Here is a 23,512-nt window from a genome sequence, read left to right on the forward strand (position 1 = left end):
TTTTATGAGGATTTCATCCAAGGCATTTTCTGATAGGTCCGATAGGCTCTTCCATTGATATAGAAAAAGAACGACGTTTTCCCGCTTGATTTGATCAGCCGTTTTGCCAGCTTATTCATCTCTTTTTGTTCTGTCACTTTTTCATCGGACAAATAGACCGCTAGTAATCCTCTGTTAATCAGCTTGTGAAAATTTTCGTGAGGGATGCCTTTCAGCTGCTCATCCGCTTTTTCAATAAAATGCTGAAGTCTGTCCATCATCTCTTGATGAGAGTCATAGTATGAGCAAAAATTCAGATCGCCCCCAAGCCGATCCTCTTCTTGATCAATTAAGTAATCGAGTAAAATGTGCAGACCTTGGATATAAGGAAAATAGCTTTCGTAAATTTGCTTCGCCTGCTTCTCTGTAAAATCAGGCTGCAGTGCATAAGCCACAAGACAGAAAATGCCTAGCGTTGATCCTGCACATGCTGAAAACTCATACCATTCCATCTTCGGCAAATCCTTTTCATATTGGCGGAACCATGACTCTAGTCGAGGCACACGTTCATGAGGGACCACGTGCTTATGTACTTGTAAATCACTATAATAATCACACAGCTTATGTAAATACGGCTGAATGATCGGATAATGCTCAAGGCGTGACAGCACGTCTTGACATGTGCGGACAAGCGCATGTAAATACCCATGATCCTCTTGCTCATCACGGAATTGATAATACGGCTTGAGCTCAGCATGAATATCAAGCGCATCTCTCATCGCTTGATGCAGCATATGAAAATCCTTTGGATCAAGCGACGTGCTGCGGTCACATAGGTTATCTAAGTAATCACTGATCGTTTGGTACGCCACAATGAATTCAATACACGTTTCTTTCGCTTCACCTGCTAGAAGAGATAAGATTCCTCCGCCTTCACAGTGAAAGGTTTTACTGGAAATGCTCGCTAGTGCCTGCGTTCTCAGTTCTTCATTTTCAATCATTTCTGCATGAGCCCGCCACTTTTTTAGCTCCTGATGAACTAGCGGAAAAATATCTTTATACACTTTCGTCATCAGTGCAAAAGGACGCTCTGGTACTGACAAATCAATCCACCCCCAACTTAAGCTCACAATCAAATATATTGATCTGTAAAGGCTCTTGCCGCCTTAAACACATCTTCTCGTTCCGGCTCATTAAATATTTCGTGAAACAGTTCTTCCCATTCACGGTATGATTTATTATACGATTCAATGCCATTGAACCATTTGATCACCCTTGTTTTATCCACGATCTTGTCATCGCCTGCCTGCATTAACAGGAGCGGAATCGAGCGAAAGACATTCGTTGGCTGCATCGCTGCATCGATATTTTTCACCAGCTCTCGATACCAGCGAACCGACACCTTTGTCACATAAAGTGAATCATTTGAATCTGCCTCAATAACGGCCTGATTCCGTGTGGCAAGTTCAATGGACAGTCCAGACTCTACTTTAAAAGACGGAGCCAGCACATTTAGACCTTTTGACGCAAAATCCATCAGCTTCTTCGGTTTAAATTGCAGACCTAAACAAGGTGATGATAAAATAAGGCCATCAATCTTCGTATGGGTATACTGCTTGACCCATTCAATTGAAATGAGTCCACCCATACTGTGCCCAAGTAAAAATGTAGGAAGTCTGAATGACTTCGCATGTTCGATCCATTCATCTACTGTATCAATGTATTCTTGAAAAGAGCGAATGTGGCCGCGCGCACGTGTTGATGTTCCTTGCCCAGGCAAGTCACCCATGACGACGTGATAGCCGGCAGTTCGCCACATTTCGATCAGCCATTTATATCGGCCATGATATTCACTGGCACCATGTACAATCACAATTGTACCAACTGGTCTTTCAGCATGCCAAGTCCACAAAGTAAACACCTCACAAATGTTGTATTTAGAAAGGAAGTCGAAAAAGTGATTTATCCATATCATCAGTTTACACCTGAGATTCATGAATCGGTCTTTGTCGCAGATAACGCCACCATTACTGGCGATGTCACGATTGGAGAATATTCGAGCGTTTGGTTCCAAACCGTCATCAGAGGCGATGTTGCTCCAGTGAGAATTGGAAAAAACGTCAACATTCAAGACTTATCCTGTCTGCATCAAAGTCCTGGAAAAACACTTCTTATTGAAGATGGTGCTACCATTGGACACCAAGTCACATTACATAGCTCAATCATTCGAAAAAATGCCCTCATTGGTATGGGGTCCATCATTCTCGATGGTGCAGAAATTGGCGAAGGTGCCTTTATCGGTGCAGGAAGTCTTGTCCCTCAAGGAAAGGTCATCCCAAAAGGCTCCCTCGCTTTTGGCCGTCCAGCCAAAGTGGTTCGACTGTTAACAGATGAGGATATCCAAGACATGGACCGTATCCGCAGAGAATATGTAGAAAAGGGACAATACTATCGTTCCCTTTTATCCCGTTAACATCATACGTGTATCTTCACTTTATCATGTTTTTTTCAGGATATTAAGCAATAACTGTGAACCGCTTGTTATTTTACCCTTTTCCACCACTTTCTATCATGACAAAAAAGGTTTTCAGCTTTGTGCTGAAAACCTTTTTTCATTAACTAAAGATGACTTCTTTCGGTTGATGATTCAACTGCTCTGGATCAATACTGCGCTCCACATAAATGCTATGCCAGATCATAAAGATCAGGACTGTCCAAATCTTGCGGCTATGATCTGCTTTGCCAGCACAATGGTCATTTAGTAAATCCAGAACATATTCCTTGTTAATGTATTCATCTGTTTGACTGTTTTTAATGATATCTTTCGCCCAAGCGTTCATCTCATTTTTCAGCCAATGACGAATTGGAACAGGGAAACCTAACTTCTTGCGATTTAACACATGGTCTGGCACAATGCCTTCTGCTGCTTTACGCAATAAATATTTCGTTGTGCCATCTTTTGTTTTCAGCTCTTCTGGAATTTTAGAAGCCGCTTCAAATACGACCTTATCAAGGAATGGCACACGAAGCTCAAGAGAATTCGCCATCGTCATCTTGTCTGCTTTAAGCAGGATGTCTCCGCGCATCCACGTATGAATATCAACATATTGCATTTTGTTAATATCACTGTAGCCTGCACTTTCCTCGAAGTATGTCTTCGTCACGTCACGATACGTGATGTTCGGATCATACTGCTTTAAGAGGTTTTTCTTCACTGGCTCTTCAAAGATTTTCGCATTGCCAATATAGCGTTCCTCCAACGGCGTACAGCCGCGAACGATAAAGCTTTTCCCTTTCATTCCTTCTGGCATTAAACGCGCCAGACGAAGAAGAAGCTTTTTCAGCATAGATGGAACAGATTCAAATGGTTTTAGAGAAAGAGGCTCGCGGTAAATATTATATCCACCGAATAGCTCGTCCGCTCCCTCACCAGAAAGAACCACTGTGACTTGTTTTTTCGCTTCTTTTGCCACGAAATACAATGGAATCGCCGCCGGATCAGCTAAAGGATCATCTAAATGCCAAACAATTTTCGGAAGTTCGTTCATATATTCCTCAGGGGAAATGACAGCACTGAAGTTTTGCAAGCCTAGCTTATCAGCTGTTTCCTTTGCCACATCCACTTCACTAAAACCGTCCTGCTGAAAGCCAACCGAGAATGTCTTCAGCTCAGGGTGTAATTCCTTTGCAACAGACACGATGAAAGAAGAATCGATACCGCCAGAAAGGAATGAACCAACAGGTACATCACTTCTCATGTGCACTTTCACAGAATCATAGATTGCATCGCGCACTTCTTCTATTAATTTTTGTTCTTGTGTTTGTTCAGGCTTGAATTGAACCTTCCAGTAAGTCTTAAATTCAATCTCCTTGCCTGGGCGCAGTGTAAACTGATGACCCGGCTCCACTTTATGCACCTTTTGATCAAGTGTATTTGGCTCAGGAACGAACTGGAAAGACATGTATTGCTGCAAAGAGGTTTCATCAAATAAAATGTTTTCATTCACAGCCATTAAGCTTTTGCGTTCAGAAGCAAAGTACACTTGATCATCCATTTGTGTAAAATAAAGCGGTTTGATGCCAAAAGGATCTCTTGCGCCATATAATAACTGCGCTTCTTTATCCCAAATTAAAAATGCAAACATTCCGCGAAGCTTAGAAGCAGCTTCTTCTTTATAGTGACGATATGTGGCAAGAAGTACTTCCGTATCAGAATCTGTGCTGAACGTATAGCCCTTTTTCACAAGCTCTTCCTTCAACTCCACATAGTTATAAATTTCTCCGTTGAAAACAATCCAATATTTTTCATCTTCATAAGAAAGCGGCTGCTTTCCATGTTCAACATCTATAATACTTAAACGTCTAAATCCAAATCCTACATGTTCATCATGGAAGTATCCCTCATCATCCGGACCACGATGAACGATGAGACGATTCATTTGTTTAATTAACTCTTCCTGCTCAGTAGTTTCGGACAATGGACGGTGATTAAATACACCAACAAACCCACACATATTATTGCCTCCACGTTATGTTATTTCTTAAAAGTAGACCTATAATTAGACAGTTATTTGTCCGATTTTGTTTCACATTTTTTTGCTTTTTGTAGAATTTTTTTTAATCAAAAGGAAAACCGCTTAAAATAAGCGGTTTTCTATGTTGTTATTGTCCTAATGCTTCTTTGCGAAGCGTGTCGGCTTTATCCGTTTTTTCCCACGGGAGATCTAAGTCGTGACGGCCAAAATGTCCGTATGCAGCTGTTTGTTTATAGATCGGACGACGCAAATCGAGCATTTTAATAATGCCAGCCGGACGTAGATCAAAGTTCGCACGAACCACTTCAATTAATTTTTCTTCAGAAGCTTTTCCTGTTCCGAATGTATCAATTGAAATCGATACAGGCTGTGCAACACCAATTGCATAAGCAAGTTGTACTTCACAAGAATCTGCAAGGCCAGCTGCTACGATGTTTTTCGCTACGTAACGAGCAGCATATGCCGCAGAACGGTCAACCTTTGTTGCGTCCTTACCAGAGAAAGCACCGCCGCCATGACGAGCGTAGCCGCCATACGTATCAACGATGATTTTACGTCCAGTTAAACCAGCATCCCCTTGAGGTCCACCGATCACGAAACGGCCTGTTGGGTTAATAAAGTATTTTGTCTCTTCATCAATCAGTTCACTTGGAACCACTGGACGGATGACATGCTCTTTTAAGTCGCTTTGAATTTGTTCAAGCGTCACTTCTGGTGCATGCTGTGTAGAAATAACCACCGTGTCAATACGAACTGGTTTGTTTTGTTCATCATATTCAACTGTTACTTGTGTTTTTCCATCTGGGCGAAGGTATGCAAGTGTTTGATCCTTGCGTACTTCTGTTAAACGACGAGATAATTTATGCGCTAGTGAAATCGGCAGCGGCATCAGCTCTTCTGTTTCGTTGTTTGCAAAACCAAACATAAGCCCTTGGTCACCTGCACCAATCGCATCAATTTCTTCGTCAGTCATTGTTCCTTCACGTGCTTCAAGCGCTTTATCTACACCTTGCGCAATATCAGCAGACTGTTCATCAATTGATGTTAGCACAGCACATGTTTCCGCATCAAAACCATATTTCGCACGTGTGTAGCCAATTTCCTTAATCGTGTCACGTACCGTTTTTGGAATATCGACATAAGTAGACGTTGTAATTTCACCGCTTACTAATACGAGACCGGTTGTTACAGAAGTTTCACAGGCGACACGTGCATTTGGATCTTTCTTTAAAATTTCATCTAAAATGCTGTCTGAAATTTGATCACAGATTTTATCCGGATGTCCTTCTGTCACTGATTCTGATGTAAATAAACGACGATTTTGACTCATAATGGCTATTTCCTCCTGTACAAGGCCACATCATCCCAAGATGAGGCCTCCAATATGATACGGAACTCGTTCCCTCTTATATGAAAACGTTTATATTAGAGATGTTATTGGCAATTTGTTCATATGATGTCCCAAAAATAAAAAAACCATTTCCTTCATTGCGAGGAAAGGGTCTGAGATCGCATGCCTTTCACTCTTATCGCTCAAGGTGTTCTTGTACCTTGCATCAGGTTAGCACCTTGGTTTCTCAGCATTTTCATGCCTTTTTCATAAGAAACCGGTTGCTGGGCTTCATCGGGCCTGTCCCTCCACCAACTCGGGATAAGAGTATCCGTTCAATAAGATATCTTATCTTAAACCCTTGCGTCATGTCAATGCTTCATAGGAATTATCTCCCCGCTTTTTTCACCACATCATTAGCATCACCAAAAAGCATATTTTCATAGCAGAAATGAAAAAACACACACAAAAATATTTAAATAGTATAGACTATTATTATCAATGTGTTATACTAATCAAAACAAACAAATTCAACGGTAAAGGAAGGGTTTTTTTATGAACTCAGTGGATTTAAAAGAAGATTTGCAGTCATTGCTCTCATTAGAAAATACGCACCAAAATTTATCTGTTCCGAAACTTGTTGAAAAGATTTTGGCACGTAATGAAGGCGTTTTAACATCAACAGGAGCTGTCCGCGCCACAACTGGTGCTTACACTGGACGTTCGCCTAAAGATAAATTTATCGTCAAAGAAGAAAGCTCTGAGCATAAAATCGATTGGGGTCATGTAAACCAGCCGATCTCTAAAGATGCATTTGATCGTTTATATACAAAGGTTGTCTCATACTTAAAAGAACGTGATGAACTATTTGTCTTTGAAGGGTTTGCCGGCGCTGACGAAAGATACCGTATGCCGATTACAGTGATAAACGAATTTGCATGGCACAATCTCTTTGCAAAGCAGCTATTCATCAGACCTGATGGATCAACGCCATCATCAAACGAAAAACCTTTCACCATCTTATCTGCACCTCACTTTAAAGCAGATCCTGAAACAGATGGAACGAACTCTGAAACGTTCATTATCGTTTCTTTTGAAAAACGGACGATTCTTATCGGTGGAACAGAGTATGCAGGAGAGATGAAGAAATCGATTTTCTCTGTCATGAACTACCTGCTGCCTGAGCAAGATATTTTATCAATGCACTGCTCAGCAAACGTTGGTCAAGAGGGAGATGTCGCATTATTCTTCGGCCTTTCAGGTACTGGGAAAACAACGCTTTCTGCAAGCGCAAGCCGTAAGCTGATCGGAGACGATGAACACGGGTGGTCTGGCACAGGTGTCTTCAATATCGAGGGCGGATGCTATGCGAAATGTGTAAACTTAAGTGAAGAAAAAGAACCACAAATCTACAAAGCCATCAGCTTCGGATCAGTGCTTGAAAATGTTGTGCTTGATGAGGAAACACGTGAAGCGGATTATGATGACACATTCTTTACTGAAAACACACGTGCTGCTTACCCAATCGAAATGATTGATAACATTGTGAAACCGAGTATTGCAGGTCATCCATCTGCCATTGTTTTCTTAACAGCTGATGCATTTGGCGTTTTACCTCCAATCAGCCGTTTAACAAAAGAACAGGCAATGTACCATTTCTTGAGTGGTTACACAAGTAAATTAGCAGGAACTGAGCGTGGTGTGACGTCACCAGAAACAACATTCTCTACTTGCTTCGGTTCACCATTCTTGCCACTTCCAGCTCACGTCTATGCTGAAATGCTTGGCAAAAAAATTGATGAGCATGGCGCAAAAGTATTCCTTGTGAATACAGGCTGGACTGGCGGCGGCTATGGTACGGGCAAACGAATGAATCTTGCTCATACAAGAGCGATGGTGCAAGCAGCGATCGAAGGTGACCTTGACAATGCTGAAATGATCACTGACGACATCTTTGGATTACACATTCCACTTCATATTCCAGGTGTACCAGATGAAGTACTTCAACCTGCTAAAACGTGGGAAGACCAAAATGCTTACCAAGAAAAAGCACACTTCCTTGCCAATGAATTTAAAAAGAACTTCAAAAAATTTAGCCATGCGGCAAGTGACATTGAAGCAAAAGGCGGACCGCTCGTATGAAAAGACGAAAGCTGAGGGAATATACCCCTCAGCTTTTTTTAGTTTGTTGAATGCAATGACACAAGGCGGTAAGTCACTTTCGTAACATTGTCTGTGAGTTCCAGCTTTTCGACATGTGCTGTCCCTGTTTTTTCTCCGTCTTTCGTTTTGCGCACCTCAAGTGGAATATTTAATGGATAAATGCGGTACCCTTCCTTCATGAGCTCAAACACATTTTCTTCAATTCTTGTCTCATTTCCTTTTGTAACAATCATTGTATTAAATTCAACAGGCATTCCCATAATGAAAATCCCCCTACTTTCTATATTCGTTATACCGTTTATTTTACCACATTTCCGCTTTTTCGGCTGTGCATCCATGTCGTCAGCCTTCTGACAATCTCTCGATTATGCTGAGGCGGGAAATAATGATTGTATCCGTGAAAATACCATGTTTCCACAGATTTCCCGTGTTTGCGAAGCGCTTCTTCTAATAAATACGCATGCTCAATGGATACATTCTGATCCTGCTCTCCATGGATGATTAAAACAGGCGCTTCCATTTGATCTACAACATTCAATGGCGTTCTGACCTCATAAGCCTCAGGTACCTTATGCGGCGGACCGCCAATCACGCGCTTCATCATTCTTCTCATGTCCACACGCTCTTCATAGGTGAGCTTCATATCACTTACGCCTCCCCATGTCACAAAGGAAGCGGCCTCCTGTTTCATTTCAACAGCAGTCCAAATACCCATAATACCGCCGCGCGAAAAACCAAAGATATGTATACGATCCTGCTTCACCTTTTTGTGATGCTTCAACAGCTGAAATGCAGCGAATGCATCTTTCCGATCCTCTCCGGCAAAATCCTCGTTTCCTTCGCCTCCTTGATTCCCTCGGTAAAAGGGAGCAAAGACAACAAAGCCTTGTGCTGCAAATTGCACGATTCGGCCAGGTCTCACCATACCCACATTTTTAATGCCGCCTCGTAAATACAAAAAGCCGTCATAGAGACCTTCTCCGGCTGGTTCAGCGAGCAGCCCCTTTATCCGAAGTCCATCTGCCTCATAGGTCACTGTATATAAATGAATATGCGGATGGGGCGACGGGAATCTTCTTTTTTCCACAATCACTTGATTTCTCTCCTTTTCATCCGGTATTACATCAATTGCTTGATGATCGCTTCTGCAACAAGCTGGCCTGATTTTGTCACCATCGGGGTGCCACCGCCTGGATGACTTGTCCCTCCAACAAACCAAAGCCCTTCAATGTCTTTTGACTGATTATTGATACGGAAGAACGCCTGCTTGAACGAGTTTGAAGACATGCCATAAATGGCTCCATGATATGCCCCCGTTTTCTGCTGCAAATCAAGCGGGGTTTGAACCGCTTCATATTCGACAAACTGTTCAATATCAAAGAGACCCTTTTCCTTTAAACTGGTTTTGATATGCTGACGATACGCCTCCTTTAGCATGTCCCAATTTTGCTCTTTTGTCACATAAGGAGCATTGGCCAAGACAAAAAGGTTGCTTCTTCCCGGTCCTCCGCTTAAGGCTGGCTCTGAATGGCCCGAATAACATATGTAAAGCGTCGGATCCTGAGGCAATTGCTTTTTCTGAAAAATATCCTTGAATTCTTGTTCATAATGCTCAGGGAAAAATACAGTGTGATGGGACAGCTGTTCATAGACTTTGGGTACTCCTAATAAGAGAACAAAGCCAGATAACGATGGCTCAATGTTTGACAGCCTTTGATTTAAAAAGCTAGGGCGGTCTTTTTCATCAATCAAATGACGGTAGACAGTCAGTGCATCCGCCCCTGCAATCACTTGATCTGCCTCATACATCTGCTGAGCAGTCTCCACTCCTTGGATACGCCGATCTTTCACATGAATCTTGCTTACTTGTTCATTAAGGTGAATTTGAACGCCTAGTTCCTTTGCGAGTGTTTCAAATGCCTCGACTAAACGATAAGTGCCGCCCTTTATCCCATAAATACCTTTTTCCCCTTCTAAATAAGCCATCATATTAAAAATAGCGGGCGCTTCGTAGGGAGAAGAGCCAATGTATGTTGCATACCGACCAAACATCGCCAATGTATGAGGATGACGAAAATATTGACGCAGCAGGCGCTGAACGGATGTAAACGGTTTGACAGCAAGAAGTGCTTTCATCAGCTTTAGATCCACCTTATCCTTCCAGGTCAATAACAAGCGATTTAAAAACTGCTCCTCTGCCTTTTGAAAAAGCGTCTTCGATTCCTGTAAAAATGCACGGTATTGCTTTGCATCCTCAGGACTAAATGCTGCAATTTGTGATTCCATTTGCTCGATATCCGGCGTAAACTCAACCGTATGACCATCTGAGAAAACGTTTTTGGTAAGTGGAGAAATCGGATAAAATGTCACATAATCCTCCATCCGTCTGCTACAAGACGTAAACACTTCTTCAAAATACGCCTTCATTGTTATGGTGCTTGGCCCGAGATCAAAAGAGTAACCCGCTCCTTGATGACGTTGTAACTTCCCACCTAAAGCAGCTTCTTTCTCAAGTATTGTGACCTGGACCCCGCGTGACTGTAAGCGAATCGCAGCTGATAATCCGCCTAGTCCGCCACCAATGATGATCACTTTTTTCATTCGTACCTTCTCCCTTTCCATTCATACCCCTCTTTTTTCAGCCCAATTTTCATAGAAGCAAAGCCAATGGCGATGAGGCTCAAAATGCTCATCGGCAATAAAAAGGCCATAGCAGATGTTCTCCCATTCTCGATATCAATTGCCGCTTTGATTGACACACCCAGCCCGTAGCAAAGAATGGCTAAACATAGACTTAACACATCAAGCTGAATGAGTGCGATCATGAAACAAATGACGGGAACCAAATAAAGCATTGTGTATAAACAAAAGACACTGCTTAACAAAGCAATGCTTCGATTCACACCAGGGAACAAATTTTTTCGATAGCCTTCCCAAACTTCTTGTCCACTCTCGTACATTCTCATATAAACAAATGGATGAATACTTGCAAGTGTGAACGGAAAGCCATTTTCTTTCACTCGTCTAGCCAAGGCCATATCATCAACTAGCGAATCCTTGATTGCTTCATGCCCGCCGATTTCGTGATAACAATTCTTTTCAATTGCAATAAAACCGCCATGCGCTGCGGCAAAAGCAGGGTTTTGGGATTTCCTTATCCATTTCACTGGCAGATGACAGCCAATCGTAAACATCATCATTGGGACTACAAGATGCTCAAAAGGTGTGCCTGTTTTTTGCTCTGGAAAGCCTGATAGCATTCCTGTTTTTTGCATGCATAACTGTTTGTACACCGCTTCAATGGCCCCTCTTTTCAACCTGACATCTGCATCTAAAAATAGCAGCCAATCAGAAGATGCCGCTTCAGCAAGCTGAGAACAAGCATACGATTTCCCAAGCCAGCCGCGCTTCAATGCTTGACCTGATTGCACACGAATCCACGGATAGGTCTCTGCGAAGCGCTCCACAATCTCTCTTGTCTGATCTGTCGAATGATCATCTAGTACAATCAGCTCTTTCGGATAAAGACGCTGATCAACAATCGACTGAAGACATGCTTCTATCCGATTTTCCTCATTTCTTGCTGGAATCAGGATCGATAACGAAATAGGTTCATCGGGAGAAACAGACGCTGGCTGTAGTACAGGAAACTGCTTCATATTCCATACAGTAAAAATAAATTGGCAGAGCAGCAGTACACTGATCACGGTTAAGAAGATCGCCATGGTTTCACCCACTTTTTAAAGGAATCAAACGCATCACTTGTTGACCGGCTTGTCCTTGTCACCTGTCTAAATTCTTCGTTTGTTGAAAAATCAGGATCAGCGATGACCTGCGCTTGATGTGAGTTTAACTGCTTTTCAAGCAGGTCTCCGAGCATGCGTGTTGCTTCCTTGCTTCGAAGTAAGCCGCCAGATACTAAGGCATCTTCTCCGAACACGACTGATACTGTTGGCTTTTGAAATTGATTAAATGTATATTGCAAGGTCACAGGCTTGATCACGACCTGCTCAAATTGCCTCACTAAAAAAGAAGCCCCGCCTTCCAGTTCAAGCGGCCGCATATCCTGATGCATGATTTTCCCCTGCGGAAAAAGCCATACTGCTGCACCAGACTGCATGCTCTCTTTTGCCGTCATTAGTGACTGTTTTACGCTTTTCAGCTTCTCTTTATGAACTGGAAACGCACCAAGCTTGCGGAAAAAAGCATATTGCTTTAGCTGCTTCTCTTCCATCATCATGTAGTGATCGAGTTCAGACGCTTTTTCTGTTAAAAGAAAAATGATCAGTCCATCCCACCATGAGCTGTGATTCGCGAGATAAAGAACAGGCAGCTTCTCCTTTGGGTCAACCGTGCCTTTCATCATCACAAAGCGGAAATGTTTATGAAGTAAATACCGTTCAAGATAAAGAGAAAATATTCGTCTAAACGATCGGCTTTTGTCGCTTTCTTTCAAATCGAACCCTTCCTTCACACAAAATGACAATCATAAGTGCTAAATAAAAAATCACATCGAGCCCGCCCTTTAATGCCAAAAGACCAAAAAAGAACACCATGGCCTGATAAATACGACTCGTCCAGCGCAGTGCCTTTTGATCAATCGAGACAAGCGGGAAAAGAAATGAGAGTCCTGCTCCAATGATACCCCAGCTCACAAAATTCTCAAAAGGAATACCAAAAAAACCATCGCCGTCATACCACACCCAAAACTTCCGCTCAGCTGCTACTGGATCTAATATGAGGTCAAGCAGCACAATCCATATCCCCGTTTCAATAGCTCGTTTCCACTTTGACTGTTGACTTGATAAAAAAAGACTATTTAAAAATACGCCAACCCATGCAAAAGCTATCGTTAAAGGCACTCCTGCCACAAGAAAACCTAACGTCGGATAATAATCATAGGCCCCGAATGGAAACCCGGTTGTGATTCCTACCCATTCAACCGTAAACGTAAGAACGCCCACAACGGCTGCTCTTTTGATCATAATGCCCCATGAGCCATAAATATTTCGGCCAATCTCTATGACGCAGCAAGCGTACAGCACAAGAAAAATCCCATTTGCAAACTGAAGCCATGCCGGCACTTCAAAAAAGACCATTAATATGAGGCCTACCATATACCATCCAACAAATACCCAACTCACTCTATACACGAAACCGCCCCTTTATTTCTACCAAATTCAAGAAAGCATTCATGCTTCTAGTATAGAAAAAAAGACACGTTCTATAAATAAACAATGCGCTTCTTATTTCATCTAGGCACTCACCAAAAATCCCTTTTGTCATACTTTAATTAGTGATCTAGAACAAAGGAGGCGAATTACTCTTGAATCGTTCCATCAAAGTCAGACTGGCATTCATATTCGTTGTCCTGCTCTTTATTCCATTTGTCGCCTGTAAACAAGACCAAGAGCAGACCGTACAAGTAGCCGAGGTCACCCATTCGGTTTTTTATGCTCCGCTTTATGTCGCCTTATCAGAGGAATTCTTCAAAGAAGAAGGCTTAGAGGTTGAATTAAAAACCACTTGGGGCGGCGATAAAACGATGACAGCTCTTTTATCCGGCGGTGCCGATATCGCCCTGACCGGATCTGAATCCTCTATCTATGTGGAGGCACAAGACACAAAAGACTCTGTCATCAACTTTGCACAGCTGACACAAACAGACGGCACATTTCTTGTTTCAAGGGAGAAAGTAAACCAATTCTCTTGGGATCAATTGAAAGGAAAAGACTTTCTTGGACAGCGTAAAGGCGGCATGCCGCAAATGGTCGGTGAATATGTCCTGAAAAAGGAAGGCATTGATTTAAAAAAAGATCTTCGCATGATCCAAAATATTGATTTTGCCAACATTTCAGGTGCTTTCTCCTCTGGAACTGGCGATTTTGTGCAGTTATTTGAACCGACCGCTTCCTTAATTGAAAAAGAAGGAAAAGGGTACATTACCGCCTCCTTTGGAGAGGCTTCTGGCAAGGTGCCTTATACCACCTTCATGGCAAAGAAGAGTTACTTAGAGGAAAACAAAGAGACGGCTGAAGCCTTTACTCGTGCCATTTACAAAGCGCAGAAATGGGTAGAAGCCAAGCATCCAGAGGAGATTGCTAAAACGATCCAATCTCATTTTCCTGATACGGACCTTGATGTCTTATCAACTGCCATCAAACGCTACAAGCAGCAACACTCATATGCAACAGATCCCCTTCTGAATGAAGAGGAATGGAACAAGTTACAGGAAATCATGAAGGCGAGCGGTGAATTGCCGGAATTTATCCCGTACAAACAGCTTGTCGATTCATCCATTGCAAAGAAGGTCACAGATCACAAATAGAATAGGAGGTAGCACATGTCTTTCCTTCAAATTGACCATGTGACCCACACGTACTTCTCTTTAAAAGAAAAAACAACGGCCATTCAGCACATCAATATGGAGATTGACCAAGGTGAATTCATCTCATTTATTGGTCCCAGCGGCTGCGGAAAAACAACCCTGCTGTCCATCATCGCAGGAATTACACCGCCCTCTGAAGGTCGAATTTTAATCGAAGGAAAAGAACCGAATCAAAAGGAGCATCAAATTGGCTACATGCTCCAGCAAGATTATTTGTTCCCTTGGAAAACCATCAAGGAAAATGTCATTCTCGGATTAAAAATTGCGAAACAAGATTCACATGAGGCCATTTCAGCTGCCCTTGGCTTACTGCCAAAGCTTGGACTTGATGATGTGGAGGAAAAATATCCGAAGGAGCTGTCAGGCGGAATGAGGCAGCGGGCAGCACTCGCCCGAACGCTTGCAGTTGATCCCAGCCTGCTTTTACTAGATGAGCCATTTTCAGCTCTAGACTACCAAACCAAACTGACATTAGAAGATCTCGTCTTTCACACCTTAAAAAACTATCAAAAAACAGCGGTCCTTGTGACGCATGACATCGGTGAAGCCATAGCGATGAGTGATCGTATTTTCTTATTCTCAAAGCATCCCGGCTCTATCCAGCGGATCTTTACCGTTCCTGATGAACTGAGGACTCTCTCTCCTTTTGAAGCAAGGCAGACACCGAGTTTCCAAGAGCTCTTTCAAACGATATGGAAGGAGCTGAAAACAGTTGAAACACAGTGACCTTTTACATGAAGCCTATCGAAAAAAAGTTCGAATAGAAAAACGCATCACACGTGTCTATCAGCTCATCATTTTCGCCAGCTTCTTTTCTCTTTGGGAGCTTGCCAGTCACTTTAGACTCATAGATCCGTTGATTTTTAGTTCACCATCTGCGGTCTGCCAATTGTTTGCGCAAAAAATATCAGATGGTTCTTTAATGAATCATATGAGTATTACGTTGTTTGAGACGATGCTCGGATTTCTACTTGGTACCTTTTGCGGCATTTTGCTCGCCGCCGCCTTATGGTGGTCCACCCGTCTCGCGAACGTTCTTGATCCATATTTAGTCATTTTAAATGCCATGCCGAAAGTCGCACTCGCCCCGATTTTAATTGTTGCACTTGGACCTGGCATGATCAGCATTGTTGCCATGGGCGCGATCATTAGTGTGATCATTACAACGATTGTCATTTACACAGCCTTTCAAGAAGTTGATGAGAACTATTTAAAAGTAATGAAAACCTTTGGTGCGAAAAAAAGAGTTGTCTTTCGTGAGGTCATTTTGCCAGCGAGTATTCCAACGATGATCTCTGCCATTAAGGTCAATGTTGGTCTTTCTTGGGTTGGGGTCATTGTAGGGGAATTCCTAGTTTCCTCAAAAGGGCTCGGCTACATGATCATTTATGGCTTTCAAGTCTTCAACTTCACACTCGTGTTTTTAAGTCTTTTCATTATCGCCGTGTTTGCTACCATCATGTATCAGCTCGTTGAGTGGCTCGAACGTCGTTTTCTTCAAAAATAAAAAAAGCACAGGGACTGTCTCCCTGCGCTTTTTTTAACGAATCAAACCGTTCTTTTCTAAATAAGCAAGACTCTTTCTTAAGACATCATCTTTCATAATAAAACTGAAATTTTTATTTTTTGAGATGGATCTTGGTAAGTCTGCGAAAAGAACGGGTCCTTTCGTTTCAAAATACGTGTCTTGCTTAACAAGCCTTTCAATATCGGCGAAATAAATATTCTTCACAATGACCTTTTCTCTGCCAAGCACCTGATATTGACCAATATACGTTAATTCACGAACAACAGCACCCGTCTCTTCTTGAATCTCCCGTATAGCGGCTTGGTCCGCTTCTTCATTTGGCTCAACTTTCCCTCCTGGAAACTCATAGCCCCGATCCTCATGTTCAGTGAGCAGCCATTTCCCCTGGTAGCGGCAGATGGCCCAAACATGCTTAGGATGACTTGAAAAAGGCTTTTTTTCAAAAGAGAGCTTGACCGTATTATGATAATAGTCTTTAAATACATGCATGTGAAATCCCTCATATCCTGTCCTTGCTTCTTGTAAAACATCATACCACAGATCACATTTCTCTGAAGAATTTTTATCAAAAGTGAAACAAACGAGTGGTTCCATCTCGTCTGTATTTAAAATGAGGTATTCTCGCTAAAACCTTTTTATCATCTCCATTTCCGTCCATTTTTAATCATGAAACCTTTTGCCCCTTATGACGTAAATGAATCAGTGTTTGTCCTATAACACGAGGAGGAAAACAGCATGAGCATAACAAATGGGTCAAAACAAGAAAAGAATCAACCGATTCCGCTTAACAAAAACAAAAAAGAAGACGCACCTCATGAGGCGATCAAAAAACACCTCATGAAAGGGCAAAAGCTAGACTTGACGAAAGACAATCCAAATATCGACCAAATTCATATCGGACTCGGCTGGGATTTGTCTGGACAGCCGATTGATTTAGATACGCAAGTTTTTCTCTTAAATGAGGAGGACAAGCTGTTGTCTCCAAAACATCTGATCTATTATCACCAGCAGCAAAGCTTAGACGGAGCTGTTCGTCATCTTGGTGATCATCAGTTTGGCGGAGGGTATCGAGACAATGAAATGATCATTATGCAATTAAGCAGAGTCTCTCCTGATATTCATAAAATTGTCGTCACAGCGACGATACATGATGCACACGAGCGCTCACATCATTTTGGACAAGTCACCAATGCCTACCTGCGCCTTTCTGATCAAATCACACATCAAGAGATTTGTACCTTTCAGTTAACAGAGGATTATTCGTATTGCACATCCATCATTTGTGCTGAACTAACGAGAGATCAGCATGAATGGAAAATCACCGCCACCGGACAAGGTACCACCCTGGATTTAAACGATTTATGCCGCATCTATGGATTCACATCTTGATGGAGGAAAGGAGCCGGCACTAATGGGATTTCATTTTAACACGATAGAAGAACTCACCTTACAAGCAGAGGGTAGTGGGATCTTTTTTGCTAAAAAAGGCACCATGATTGCAGACCAAGGGACATTTCAATACCGCAAGAGATTACTTGGAACGAATAAAGGAAATATGGTCAGCCAAGTATTTAACCATATCAGCAGGAAATTGACAGGTGAAAACCTTGAGATGATGGAAGTGAGTGGTCAAGGTACTTGCTATTTAGCTGATTCAAGCGAGCACGTGACAGTGATTAATCTAGAGCCGAGCGGCCCTTGGCAGCATGTGAGCGTAGAAAGCGAAGATTTACTCGCCTTTACTGAGGAATGCCACTACGGTGTGACACCAGTAGGCGTTGGTATTTTATCACAGAAAGGACTGTTTACCTCAAAGCTCTCCTATCAAGGTCACGGGGCGCAGGTTGCCATTAAAACGAACGGAAACCCGCTTATTTTAAAAGCACCTTGCCGTGTAGATCCTGACGCTATTGTCGCTTGGACAGGCAAAGCACCGAAAGTCAAATTAGATGTGAACTGGAAAACCTTCATTGGACAAACTTCTGGCGAATCCTATTTATTTGAATTCCAAGAACAAGACCAAATTGTCATTATCCAGCCATTTGAACGCACATCCGGCATGCGGGTCGGTTTGGATGATAACCGCTACAAGCCTCAGAGCCAAGGCTCCTCTCACGAATTAACAAATTCACATCAATCGCAGCAGGAAAACAGAGGCGGGATCAGTGATCTGATCGGAGGCATCTTAAATCCACGAAAATAAAAGCATGTAGAAAATCTCTACATGCCTTTTCAATTCATTAACCCATTTGTCTCAATAAAGTTTTTTGTCTCTTCATTACCCAGCTCATAAATCATCGCGTAAATCTCTTTTCTTTTTCTATCCATTTCGTCATTTGGACTATCATAATGATATTCAAGGAATGGAACATGTGCCCGAAAGAAGCCTTTCCAATCTGTCATATACTGCTCGTCAAAATAGTCTCTCAGCTGCAAAATTTGATCATCGTCTGCTTCTATTTGAAATTGCCAAGCAGCCGCATCTCTGTGCTGTGATATTGACCCATCTTGCACGGATACATAGTACGTGTGTCTCGCCATCTGATTCATCCTTTTTCCTTTAGTATGACCAGATATGGACAAATTACGGCTTTTTGCGCAATTTATTTTTAATTATGTCTAACACATCAATAAATAACTGTGGAATGGGAATTCCGAGGGCTTTGGCTGTCGAGACGATTTGGTAGGATTCATAAATGATATAAAAGATAAGCGCTAAATCCTTGATCGTCCCGTTTGTTTTCAGCATACCATCGAAGAAATGTGCCATGGATATTAAGGAGATCGTCACAACCTTTCGAACTAGCCGAGTAAAAAACCGCTTCATTGTGAGCTGTCCAGTCACAGATTCTCTAAGGCTTGAACAAATCAATTCAATGGCCATCAGTGTCACTAATGTCATCAGTAAATATCCTGCTCCACCAAACAGAAAGCCCATTGCCGACAAACTAACTGTAAACAACGAAAAGATGCCTAAATCTTTGCTCACTTGGCATCAACATCCTTTCATAGTGGAACTCTTTACGTAAATAGTATATGCCAGAACTTATCAATAGCTTGGACGACAAAAAAGAAAGGCGGGGTCATTTTGCTCGAAAACACTGATGAAACCGAAAAAAAAAGCCGCCTGCAAAAGGCGACTTTCTTCGTTAAACCCTGACATCAATAAATGTAGCATCTGAATCTTTAGGCTGAACAGCTTGGGGCTGCTGCTGAACTTGATCCAGCATCACCATGGCTTGTGCTGTGTTGGTGGCAAGCTGTGAATTCAACAAACTAATATTGAGTGTTTTTTGAATACTTGCCACTTGCTGACTCATCATTCCTGCAATTGAGGACATCTTCTCCCCTCCCTTCTCTTTTCTCTTCGGCTCAAAGCCCTATGATTTGAATGGGCTGTCTGTCACAAATCCATCAAAAAAGAATGCCGATCTAATGATCGGCATTCCTTACACATTCGTATTATCCTAAAAATGCTTTTAGCATCCAGTTGTGTTTTTCAATGGATTGATGAATGGCTAGTAACATATCACCTGTTGTTTCATCGCCAACCTCTGCAGCCAGTTCCATTCCTTGCTTTAATTCCTCTGCGATATTGGAGAAATCATCAAATAGATTTTTCACCATTTGCTCAGCTGATTCTTTGCCTTCAGCTTCATGAATGCTAGAGATTTCTAAGCATTCTTTCATTGTCGCAACAGGCTTTCCATTTAATGCAAGCATACGCTCAGCCAAATCATCAATGTATGTGGCTGTTTCTGTATATAATTCCTCAAATTTCTCGTGAAGTGTAAAGAAGTCTTTTCCCTTTACATACCAGTGATAGTTATGTAATTTTACGTAAAGCACAGTCCAATCAGCTACTTGTTTATTGACGACGTCTAATAATTTTTCTGACATGTTAATTCCTCCTTATGTAGTTGCGTTTAGTATGAGAATACCCTTTTTTTATTATACTGAAACCTGCCATCAATTTCTTCTATTTTGACTGCATGAAATATATGTTAATATGGAAATAAGGAGGGAGTTAGATGCTGTTACTTGGGATTATCAGCTTTATCATTATCTCAATCGTTGTCTTTTTATCATTGTGGACGACAGCGAAGGCTTATGAATATAAGCATAAAGTCGATTCACCAAAGGATGCTGAACCAAACCATCGTCCTAATCCAAAATAAAATCGCTTTCAATGATGTGAGGTTTCTTCTTCAGTAGATGAACTTTCTTTTTTCACCTCACCTACGTGGATGTTTGTCTTCGGCATATTATGCTGCTGTTTAGCTGTCACATGGACTTGTATGATATAAAGGCCATCTTTTTTGAAGGCTGTATGCAATTCATATACACCTTTATTCTCTTTCTTTGGCTGAATCATCTTGCTGTTATCCTTGTCGCCATCTTTCCACACTTCAAATTGAACATCATCTGCATCATCAACAGGCGTATCACCATATGTGACAGCTGCTTTTACTATAACGCTTTCATTTTTCTCCACTTGCTCCGGCCCTGTAAGCTTAACTTCTAATAGCTCAGGCACTTCTCCTTTGTCGTTGCTCGCTGCAGAGTTTCCACATGCACTAAGTAACGCGAGCATCAGAATGATTCCCATCATTTTTCGCATTCTAGTTTCCCCCTTCTTTTACTGACTGACATGTCCATTTTAACAAATATCCCCTGTTTTTACATCTGATGAGCGATTTCATATAAAAAACCGGACATATGATATGCCCGGTTCATCATCCCATTAACCAAATACTTTTAAAAGCTCTTCTTGATCCTGTGAAAGCCAGAAACGCATTAAACGTTTTGCGCCTTCAAGATCATGAAGCTTCGCTTGACCGCATTGCTCTTCATTTGCAGCAGGAATTTCTGTTACCTCAACTGCATCCTTGAATGTTGCATCAAGCAGTTCAACGATCTCTTTTGGTGTCGGTGCACCACTGACGACTAAATAGTAGCCTGTTTGGCAGCCCATTGGAGAAATATCAATGATATCAAAATGATCATATTTCTCTGAGTGTGTTCTAATATTAAACGCAAGTAAATGCTCTAATGTATGAATCGTATCAGGTTTCATCGCCTGCTTGTTTGGCTGACAGAAACGAATATCAAATTTATTTACTTCACCATCTGATCCCACTTTATGAACGCCGCAATGACGAACGTAAGGCGCTTTTACAGCATTATGGTCAAGTTCAAAGCTTTCAACTGAAGGCATTAATCACCACTCCTATAATTGCGATTTCCTATATTATAACATATTTCTCCGACCAGTTTAGTTTATAAAACTTCCCTTCCTTGTCCTTTTTTCTTATACTGTGAAAGACAGACAAGGAGGAACCTCGATGAAACCAATTTTTATCGGCATCATTCGCTTTTATCAAAAATGTATTTCCCCTCTTACACCGCCTAGCTGCCGGTTTTATCCAACCTGCTCAAACTATGGACTAGAGGCGATCAAAACGCATGGCGCTTTAAAAGGCGGCTGGCTCACAATCAAACGGATTTTAAAATGTCACCCGCTGCACCCCGGCGGCATCGACCCAGTTCCGCCTAAAAAGGAAAAATAAATTACTTTTCTTCATATCCGTTGACAACTAAGTCAAGCTTACCTGTTCCAGGATCAATCACAAGCCCGTGTACAGGCACATCTGATGGAAGAAGCGGATGATTTCTCACAACGGACACACTGTCCTTCACACTCTCTTCAACTGAGCCAAAGCTTTTGAGCCACTGTTTAAAATCGATTCCTGAGTATTCCAGTACTTCAATTCGTTTTTCTGGAATACCACGCTCAATGGCTTTATTTAAAAGGGTTTGGCTATCTATTTTGCTCATACCGCAATCGTGATGCCCGATGACGTAAACCTCGTCAGCATTTAATTCATAGACAGCCACTAAAATGCTTCGCATAATACTTCCAAATGGATGAGAAACAAGAGCACCAGCACTTTTAACAATCTTAATATCTCCATTTTTCATGTTCATTGCACGTGGCAGCAATTCAACAAGTCTTGTATCCATACATGATAGAACGACAGCTTTTTTCTGTGGAAACTTTGTTGTTGTAAACTCTTCGTATTTCTTCTCTTCAATAAATTGTTGATTGTATTCGATGATTTCGTCTAAAAGTTTCATATGTTTGTCCATTCCTTTATCGTTTTTTAAAAATAAATATAGCACAATGTTTGAAATTCCGTCACGTTTTGCATCGTTTTTTTTTAGAGGAAACATCTGCTTGATGAGAAATTTTTATTTTCCTCTTTTCAAATCGTAATTATTACGATACAATAACTCAGGACATTAAATCGTAATCATTTCTATCTAATAGTTCGAGAGGAGACATTTTCTACATGAAAAAAATCTTTTTTATTTTAACAGCTGCTTTATTCGCGATCGGTCTTGCCGCTTGCTCAAGCAGTGCGGGGACAAATGCTTCAAAAGGAAAGGCAGACGGGAAATTAACCATTTACACCACGATCTTCCCAATTCAAGATTTCACTGAAAAAATTGGCGGCTCTCACGTTCATGCTCAAAGTGTGTACCCTGCCAATGCAGATGCACACAGCTTTGAACCAAGTTCAAAAACGATGGTTGAAATGGCTGAAGGTGACGCCTTTATTTACAGCGGCACAGGTGCTGAAGCATTCGCCGACAAAACAGCTGCTACGTTAAAAGACCAAGGCGTGAAAACCGTCAAAGCTGCTGAAGGCATCAAACTGTTATCGACAAAAGAAGAACATGCACATGAAGAAGGCGAAGACGATCATGACCATGAAGGTGAAGATCACGACCATGATGGACACGATCACGGGGATAAAGATCCACATGCATGGTTAGACCCTGTGTACGCCCAGCAAATGGCGAAAAACATTAAAGATACACTCGTTTCATTAGATCCTGATCATAAAGATGAATACACAAAAAACTATGATAAACTAAAAAAAGAATTACAATCGTTAGATCAGGAATTCAAAACAACATTATCTAAAGCAAAACATAAAGAAATTCTTGTTTCTCATGCAGCTTACGGTTATTGGGAAAAGCGCTATGGCATTGAGCAGATCAGTGTATTAGGACTCTCCGCTTCTGAAGAGCCTTCACAAAAGCAACTCGAAAGAATTGTACAACAAGCTGAAAAGCATCACATTCAATATGTGATTTTTGAAAATAACGTCAGCAGTAAAGTCTCAGATACGATCCGCAGTGAAATTGGGGCAAAAAGCCTCACACTCAAAAATCTAGAATCCATTACTGAAGATGATGCCAAAAATGGTGAAAGCTACGTCAGCTTAATGAAACAAAATTTAAACACCTTAAAAACCGCTTTAAATGATTAATTCCTCGAACCCCGTGCGACCAGCTGGGGTTTTTTGCTGCATAAAAAAGCACACCTTTATAGGGTGTGCTCAGATTGTTGACAAAGGGCTAAAATGATCTTTATTTTAGCCTTTTGTCTTCTTTTCAGCGTGATAGAAAACCCTTGAAGTCTAGGAAAGACAGCTACTTTTGCGGAGCGAATTGAGCATTCGTGAGCACCAGCGCGCAGGATTGCGGGCGAATGCGAGGATTTGTCTACACGCTGAAGC

The 23,512-nt window shown here is 41.7% G+C and carries 28 protein-coding genes and 1 riboswitch; of the genes, 10 read left to right on the top strand and 18 right to left on the bottom strand.

What is annotated here, in order from left to right:
- Positions 1–2: 2 nt before the first annotated feature.
- Both BA70_RS12180 and BA70_RS12185 read right to left on the bottom strand, forming a co-directional pair.
- Positions 3–1,082 (bottom strand): tetraprenyl-beta-curcumene synthase family protein, encoded by a 1,080-nt coding sequence (locus tag BA70_RS12180; RefSeq protein WP_034322571.1) that lies wholly within the window; start codon positions 1,080–1,082, stop codon positions 3–5.
- Between the two features lie 29 nt (positions 1,083–1,111).
- A complete protein-coding gene (locus BA70_RS12185) occupies positions 1,112–1,891 on the bottom strand; it encodes an alpha/beta hydrolase (protein ID WP_034322574.1) in 780 nt (259 codons plus the stop codon).
- Positions 1,892–1,936: 45 nt separating this feature from the next.
- Here BA70_RS12185 and BA70_RS12190 point away from each other — a divergent pair, with 45 nt between their 5' ends.
- The gene (locus BA70_RS12190) at positions 1,937–2,452 is read left to right on the top strand and encodes a gamma carbonic anhydrase (protein ID WP_024426216.1); all 516 of its coding nucleotides are present in this window, start codon (positions 1,937–1,939) and stop codon (positions 2,450–2,452) included.
- A gap of 142 nt (positions 2,453–2,594) precedes the next feature.
- Here the strand turns inward: BA70_RS12190 and asnB are convergent, their stop codons facing one another.
- Both asnB and metK read right to left on the bottom strand, forming a co-directional pair.
- Positions 2,595–4,493 (bottom strand): asparagine synthase (glutamine-hydrolyzing), encoded by a 1,899-nt coding sequence (gene asnB, locus BA70_RS12195; protein WP_034322575.1) that lies wholly within the window; start codon positions 4,491–4,493, stop codon positions 2,595–2,597.
- Between the two features lie 148 nt (positions 4,494–4,641).
- Entirely contained in the window at positions 4,642–5,844 is a 1,203-nt protein-coding gene (metK, locus tag BA70_RS12200; RefSeq protein ID WP_034322577.1) for a methionine adenosyltransferase, read from the bottom strand.
- Positions 5,845–6,037: 193 nt separating this feature from the next.
- Positions 6,038–6,172, bottom strand: a riboswitch (SAM riboswitch).
- 227 nt (positions 6,173–6,399) lie between these two features.
- Between metK and pckA the strand changes: the two genes are divergently transcribed.
- Positions 6,400–7,986 (top strand): phosphoenolpyruvate carboxykinase (ATP), encoded by a 1,587-nt coding sequence (gene pckA / locus BA70_RS12205; protein ID WP_034322578.1) that lies wholly within the window; start codon positions 6,400–6,402, stop codon positions 7,984–7,986.
- A gap of 38 nt (positions 7,987–8,024) precedes the next feature.
- Here the strand turns inward: pckA and BA70_RS12210 are convergent, their stop codons facing one another.
- From BA70_RS12210 to BA70_RS12235, 6 genes are read right to left on the bottom strand one after another with little or no spacing between them, the layout of a single operon-like run.
- Positions 8,025–8,267 (bottom strand): DUF2584 domain-containing protein, encoded by a 243-nt coding sequence (locus BA70_RS12210; protein WP_034322580.1) that lies wholly within the window; start codon positions 8,265–8,267, stop codon positions 8,025–8,027.
- A 38-nt stretch (positions 8,268–8,305) separates the two neighbouring features.
- Positions 8,306–9,100, bottom strand: coding sequence for an alpha/beta hydrolase family protein (locus BA70_RS12215; protein WP_034322583.1), 795 nt, complete (start codon positions 9,098–9,100; stop codon positions 8,306–8,308).
- Positions 9,101–9,126: 26 nt separating this feature from the next.
- Positions 9,127–10,608 (bottom strand): phytoene desaturase family protein, encoded by a 1,482-nt coding sequence (locus tag BA70_RS12220; protein ID WP_034322584.1) that lies wholly within the window; start codon positions 10,606–10,608, stop codon positions 9,127–9,129.
- Positions 10,605–11,732 carry a glycosyltransferase family 2 protein gene (locus tag BA70_RS12225; RefSeq protein ID WP_034322586.1) on the bottom strand — a complete coding sequence of 376 codons (1,128 nt, stop codon included), beginning with the start codon at positions 11,730–11,732 and terminating at the stop codon, positions 10,605–10,607. The genes BA70_RS12220 and BA70_RS12225 overlap by 4 nt, the downstream gene beginning before the upstream one ends.
- On the bottom strand, positions 11,717–12,463 hold the full coding sequence (locus BA70_RS12230; protein WP_034322590.1) for a lysophospholipid acyltransferase family protein: 747 nt from the start codon (positions 12,461–12,463) through the stop codon (positions 11,717–11,719). The genes BA70_RS12225 and BA70_RS12230 overlap by 16 nt, the downstream gene beginning before the upstream one ends.
- On the bottom strand, positions 12,432–13,160 hold the full coding sequence (locus BA70_RS12235) for a carotenoid biosynthesis protein (protein ID WP_034322592.1): 729 nt from the start codon (positions 13,158–13,160) through the stop codon (positions 12,432–12,434). The genes BA70_RS12230 and BA70_RS12235 overlap by 32 nt, the downstream gene beginning before the upstream one ends.
- Before the next feature lie 173 nt (positions 13,161–13,333).
- On the opposite strand from BA70_RS12235, the gene BA70_RS12240 reads away from it, so the two are divergent.
- The 3 genes from BA70_RS12240 to BA70_RS12250 are packed head-to-tail and all read left to right on the top strand — an operon-like array spanning position 13,334 to position 15,902.
- Positions 13,334–14,335: an ABC transporter substrate-binding protein gene (locus tag BA70_RS12240; RefSeq protein WP_034322595.1), complete on the top strand. Its 1,002-nt coding sequence runs from the start codon at positions 13,334–13,336 to the stop codon at positions 14,333–14,335.
- 15 nt (positions 14,336–14,350) lie between these two features.
- On the top strand, positions 14,351–15,121 hold the full coding sequence (locus tag BA70_RS12245; RefSeq protein ID WP_034322598.1) for an ABC transporter ATP-binding protein: 771 nt from the start codon (positions 14,351–14,353) through the stop codon (positions 15,119–15,121).
- Positions 15,108–15,902, top strand: coding sequence for an ABC transporter permease (locus BA70_RS12250; protein ID WP_034322600.1), 795 nt, complete (start codon positions 15,108–15,110; stop codon positions 15,900–15,902). Before BA70_RS12245 ends, BA70_RS12250 begins: the two co-directional genes overlap by 14 nt.
- A 33-nt stretch (positions 15,903–15,935) precedes the next feature.
- On the opposite strand, the gene ytkD is transcribed toward BA70_RS12250, so the two are convergent.
- A complete protein-coding gene (gene ytkD, locus BA70_RS12255) occupies positions 15,936–16,412 on the bottom strand; it encodes an RNA deprotection pyrophosphohydrolase (protein WP_034322603.1) in 477 nt (158 codons plus the stop codon).
- 246 nt (positions 16,413–16,658) lie between these two features.
- Between ytkD and BA70_RS12260 the strand changes: the two genes are divergently transcribed.
- Together BA70_RS12260 and BA70_RS12265 are read left to right on the top strand one after the other, a co-directional pair.
- The gene (locus BA70_RS12260) at positions 16,659–17,312 is read left to right on the top strand and encodes a TerD family protein (protein ID WP_034322606.1); all 654 of its coding nucleotides are present in this window, start codon (positions 16,659–16,661) and stop codon (positions 17,310–17,312) included.
- A gap of 22 nt (positions 17,313–17,334) precedes the next feature.
- Positions 17,335–18,126, top strand: coding sequence for an AIM24 family protein (locus BA70_RS12265; RefSeq protein WP_034322608.1), 792 nt, complete (start codon positions 17,335–17,337; stop codon positions 18,124–18,126).
- 29 nt (positions 18,127–18,155) lie between these two features.
- Here the strand turns inward: BA70_RS12265 and BA70_RS12270 are convergent, their stop codons facing one another.
- The 4 genes from BA70_RS12270 to BA70_RS12285 form a co-directional block, all read right to left on the bottom strand.
- Positions 18,156–18,464 (bottom strand): hypothetical protein, encoded by a 309-nt coding sequence (locus BA70_RS12270; protein WP_034322611.1) that lies wholly within the window; start codon positions 18,462–18,464, stop codon positions 18,156–18,158.
- 43 nt (positions 18,465–18,507) lie between these two features.
- Positions 18,508–18,912: a phage holin family protein gene (locus BA70_RS12275; RefSeq protein ID WP_034322614.1), complete on the bottom strand. Its 405-nt coding sequence runs from the start codon at positions 18,910–18,912 to the stop codon at positions 18,508–18,510.
- Positions 18,913–19,072: 160 nt separating this feature from the next.
- Positions 19,073–19,264, bottom strand: coding sequence for a hypothetical protein (locus BA70_RS12280; protein WP_008342942.1), 192 nt, complete (start codon positions 19,262–19,264; stop codon positions 19,073–19,075).
- Between the two features lie 121 nt (positions 19,265–19,385).
- A complete protein-coding gene (locus BA70_RS12285) occupies positions 19,386–19,823 on the bottom strand; it encodes a Dps family protein (protein WP_034322617.1) in 438 nt (145 codons plus the stop codon).
- Between the two features lie 131 nt (positions 19,824–19,954).
- Between BA70_RS12285 and ytzI the strand changes: the two genes are divergently transcribed.
- Positions 19,955–20,101, top strand: coding sequence for a YtzI protein (gene ytzI / locus BA70_RS12290; protein ID WP_034322620.1), 147 nt, complete (start codon positions 19,955–19,957; stop codon positions 20,099–20,101).
- An 8-nt stretch (positions 20,102–20,109) separates the two neighbouring features.
- On the opposite strand, the gene BA70_RS12295 is transcribed toward ytzI, so the two are convergent.
- Together BA70_RS12295 and BA70_RS12300 are read right to left on the bottom strand one after the other, a co-directional pair.
- Positions 20,110–20,544 (bottom strand): FixH family protein, encoded by a 435-nt coding sequence (locus BA70_RS12295; RefSeq protein ID WP_034322623.1) that lies wholly within the window; start codon positions 20,542–20,544, stop codon positions 20,110–20,112.
- A 123-nt stretch (positions 20,545–20,667) separates the two neighbouring features.
- Complete coding sequence (locus BA70_RS12300; RefSeq protein ID WP_003217624.1) at positions 20,668–21,141, bottom strand: S-ribosylhomocysteine lyase; 474 nt, start codon at positions 21,139–21,141, stop codon at positions 20,668–20,670.
- A gap of 127 nt (positions 21,142–21,268) precedes the next feature.
- On the opposite strand from BA70_RS12300, the gene yidD reads away from it, so the two are divergent.
- Positions 21,269–21,493, top strand: coding sequence for a membrane protein insertion efficiency factor YidD (gene yidD / locus BA70_RS12305; protein ID WP_034322626.1), 225 nt, complete (start codon positions 21,269–21,271; stop codon positions 21,491–21,493).
- A gap of 1 nt (position 21,494) precedes the next feature.
- On the opposite strand, the gene BA70_RS12310 is transcribed toward yidD, so the two are convergent.
- Complete coding sequence (locus tag BA70_RS12310) at positions 21,495–22,061, bottom strand: beta-class carbonic anhydrase (protein ID WP_034322641.1); 567 nt, start codon at positions 22,059–22,061, stop codon at positions 21,495–21,497.
- Positions 22,062–22,276: 215 nt separating this feature from the next.
- Here BA70_RS12310 and BA70_RS12315 point away from each other — a divergent pair, with 215 nt between their 5' ends.
- Complete coding sequence (locus tag BA70_RS12315) at positions 22,277–23,263, top strand: metal ABC transporter solute-binding protein, Zn/Mn family (RefSeq protein WP_034322628.1); 987 nt, start codon at positions 22,277–22,279, stop codon at positions 23,261–23,263.
- Positions 23,264–23,512 lie beyond the last annotated feature (249 nt).

The organism is Bacillus zhangzhouensis (assembly GCF_000715205.1).
GTDB classification, from domain to species: Bacteria; Bacillota; Bacilli; order Bacillales; family Bacillaceae; genus Bacillus; species Bacillus zhangzhouensis.

What these genes read in the sequence shown, in the direction of transcription:
- asnB (WP_034322575.1), bottom strand. Translation starts at nt 4,493, where the DNA reads ATGTGTGGGTTTGTTGGTGTATTTAATCACCGTCCATTGTCCGAAACT.
- metK (WP_034322577.1), bottom strand. Translation starts at nt 5,844, where the DNA reads ATGAGTCAAAATCGTCGTTTATTTACATCAGAATCAGTGACAGAAGGA.
- pckA (WP_034322578.1), top strand. Translation starts at nt 6,400, where the DNA reads ATGAACTCAGTGGATTTAAAAGAAGATTTGCAGTCATTGCTCTCATTA.
- BA70_RS12210 (WP_034322580.1), bottom strand. Translation starts at nt 8,267, where the DNA reads ATGGGAATGCCTGTTGAATTTAATACAATGATTGTTACAAAAGGAAAT.
- BA70_RS12220 (WP_034322584.1), bottom strand. Translation starts at nt 10,608, where the DNA reads ATGAAAAAAGTGATCATCATTGGTGGCGGACTAGGCGGATTATCAGCT.
- BA70_RS12225 (WP_034322586.1), bottom strand. Translation starts at nt 11,732, where the DNA reads ATGGCGATCTTCTTAACCGTGATCAGTGTACTGCTGCTCTGCCAATTT.
- BA70_RS12245 (WP_034322598.1), top strand. Translation starts at nt 14,351, where the DNA reads ATGTCTTTCCTTCAAATTGACCATGTGACCCACACGTACTTCTCTTTA.
- ytkD (WP_034322603.1), bottom strand. Translation starts at nt 16,412, where the DNA reads ATGCATGTATTTAAAGACTATTATCATAATACGGTCAAGCTCTCTTTT.
- BA70_RS12260 (WP_034322606.1), top strand. Translation starts at nt 16,659, where the DNA reads ATGAGCATAACAAATGGGTCAAAACAAGAAAAGAATCAACCGATTCCG.
- BA70_RS12265 (WP_034322608.1), top strand. Translation starts at nt 17,335, where the DNA reads ATGGGATTTCATTTTAACACGATAGAAGAACTCACCTTACAAGCAGAG.
- BA70_RS12270 (WP_034322611.1), bottom strand. Translation starts at nt 18,464, where the DNA reads ATGGCGAGACACACGTACTATGTATCCGTGCAAGATGGGTCAATATCA.
- BA70_RS12280 (WP_008342942.1), bottom strand. Translation starts at nt 19,264, where the DNA reads ATGTCCTCAATTGCAGGAATGATGAGTCAGCAAGTGGCAAGTATTCAA.
- BA70_RS12285 (WP_034322617.1), bottom strand. Translation starts at nt 19,823, where the DNA reads ATGTCAGAAAAATTATTAGACGTCGTCAATAAACAAGTAGCTGATTGG.
- ytzI (WP_034322620.1), top strand. Translation starts at nt 19,955, where the DNA reads ATGCTGTTACTTGGGATTATCAGCTTTATCATTATCTCAATCGTTGTC.
- BA70_RS12295 (WP_034322623.1), bottom strand. Translation starts at nt 20,544, where the DNA reads ATGCGAAAAATGATGGGAATCATTCTGATGCTCGCGTTACTTAGTGCA.
- BA70_RS12300 (WP_003217624.1), bottom strand. Translation starts at nt 21,141, where the DNA reads ATGCCTTCAGTTGAAAGCTTTGAACTTGACCATAATGCTGTAAAAGCG.
- yidD (WP_034322626.1), top strand. Translation starts at nt 21,269, where the DNA reads ATGAAACCAATTTTTATCGGCATCATTCGCTTTTATCAAAAATGTATT.
- BA70_RS12310 (WP_034322641.1), bottom strand. Translation starts at nt 22,061, where the DNA reads ATGAAACTTTTAGACGAAATCATCGAATACAATCAACAATTTATTGAA.
- BA70_RS12315 (WP_034322628.1), top strand. Translation starts at nt 22,277, where the DNA reads ATGAAAAAAATCTTTTTTATTTTAACAGCTGCTTTATTCGCGATCGGT.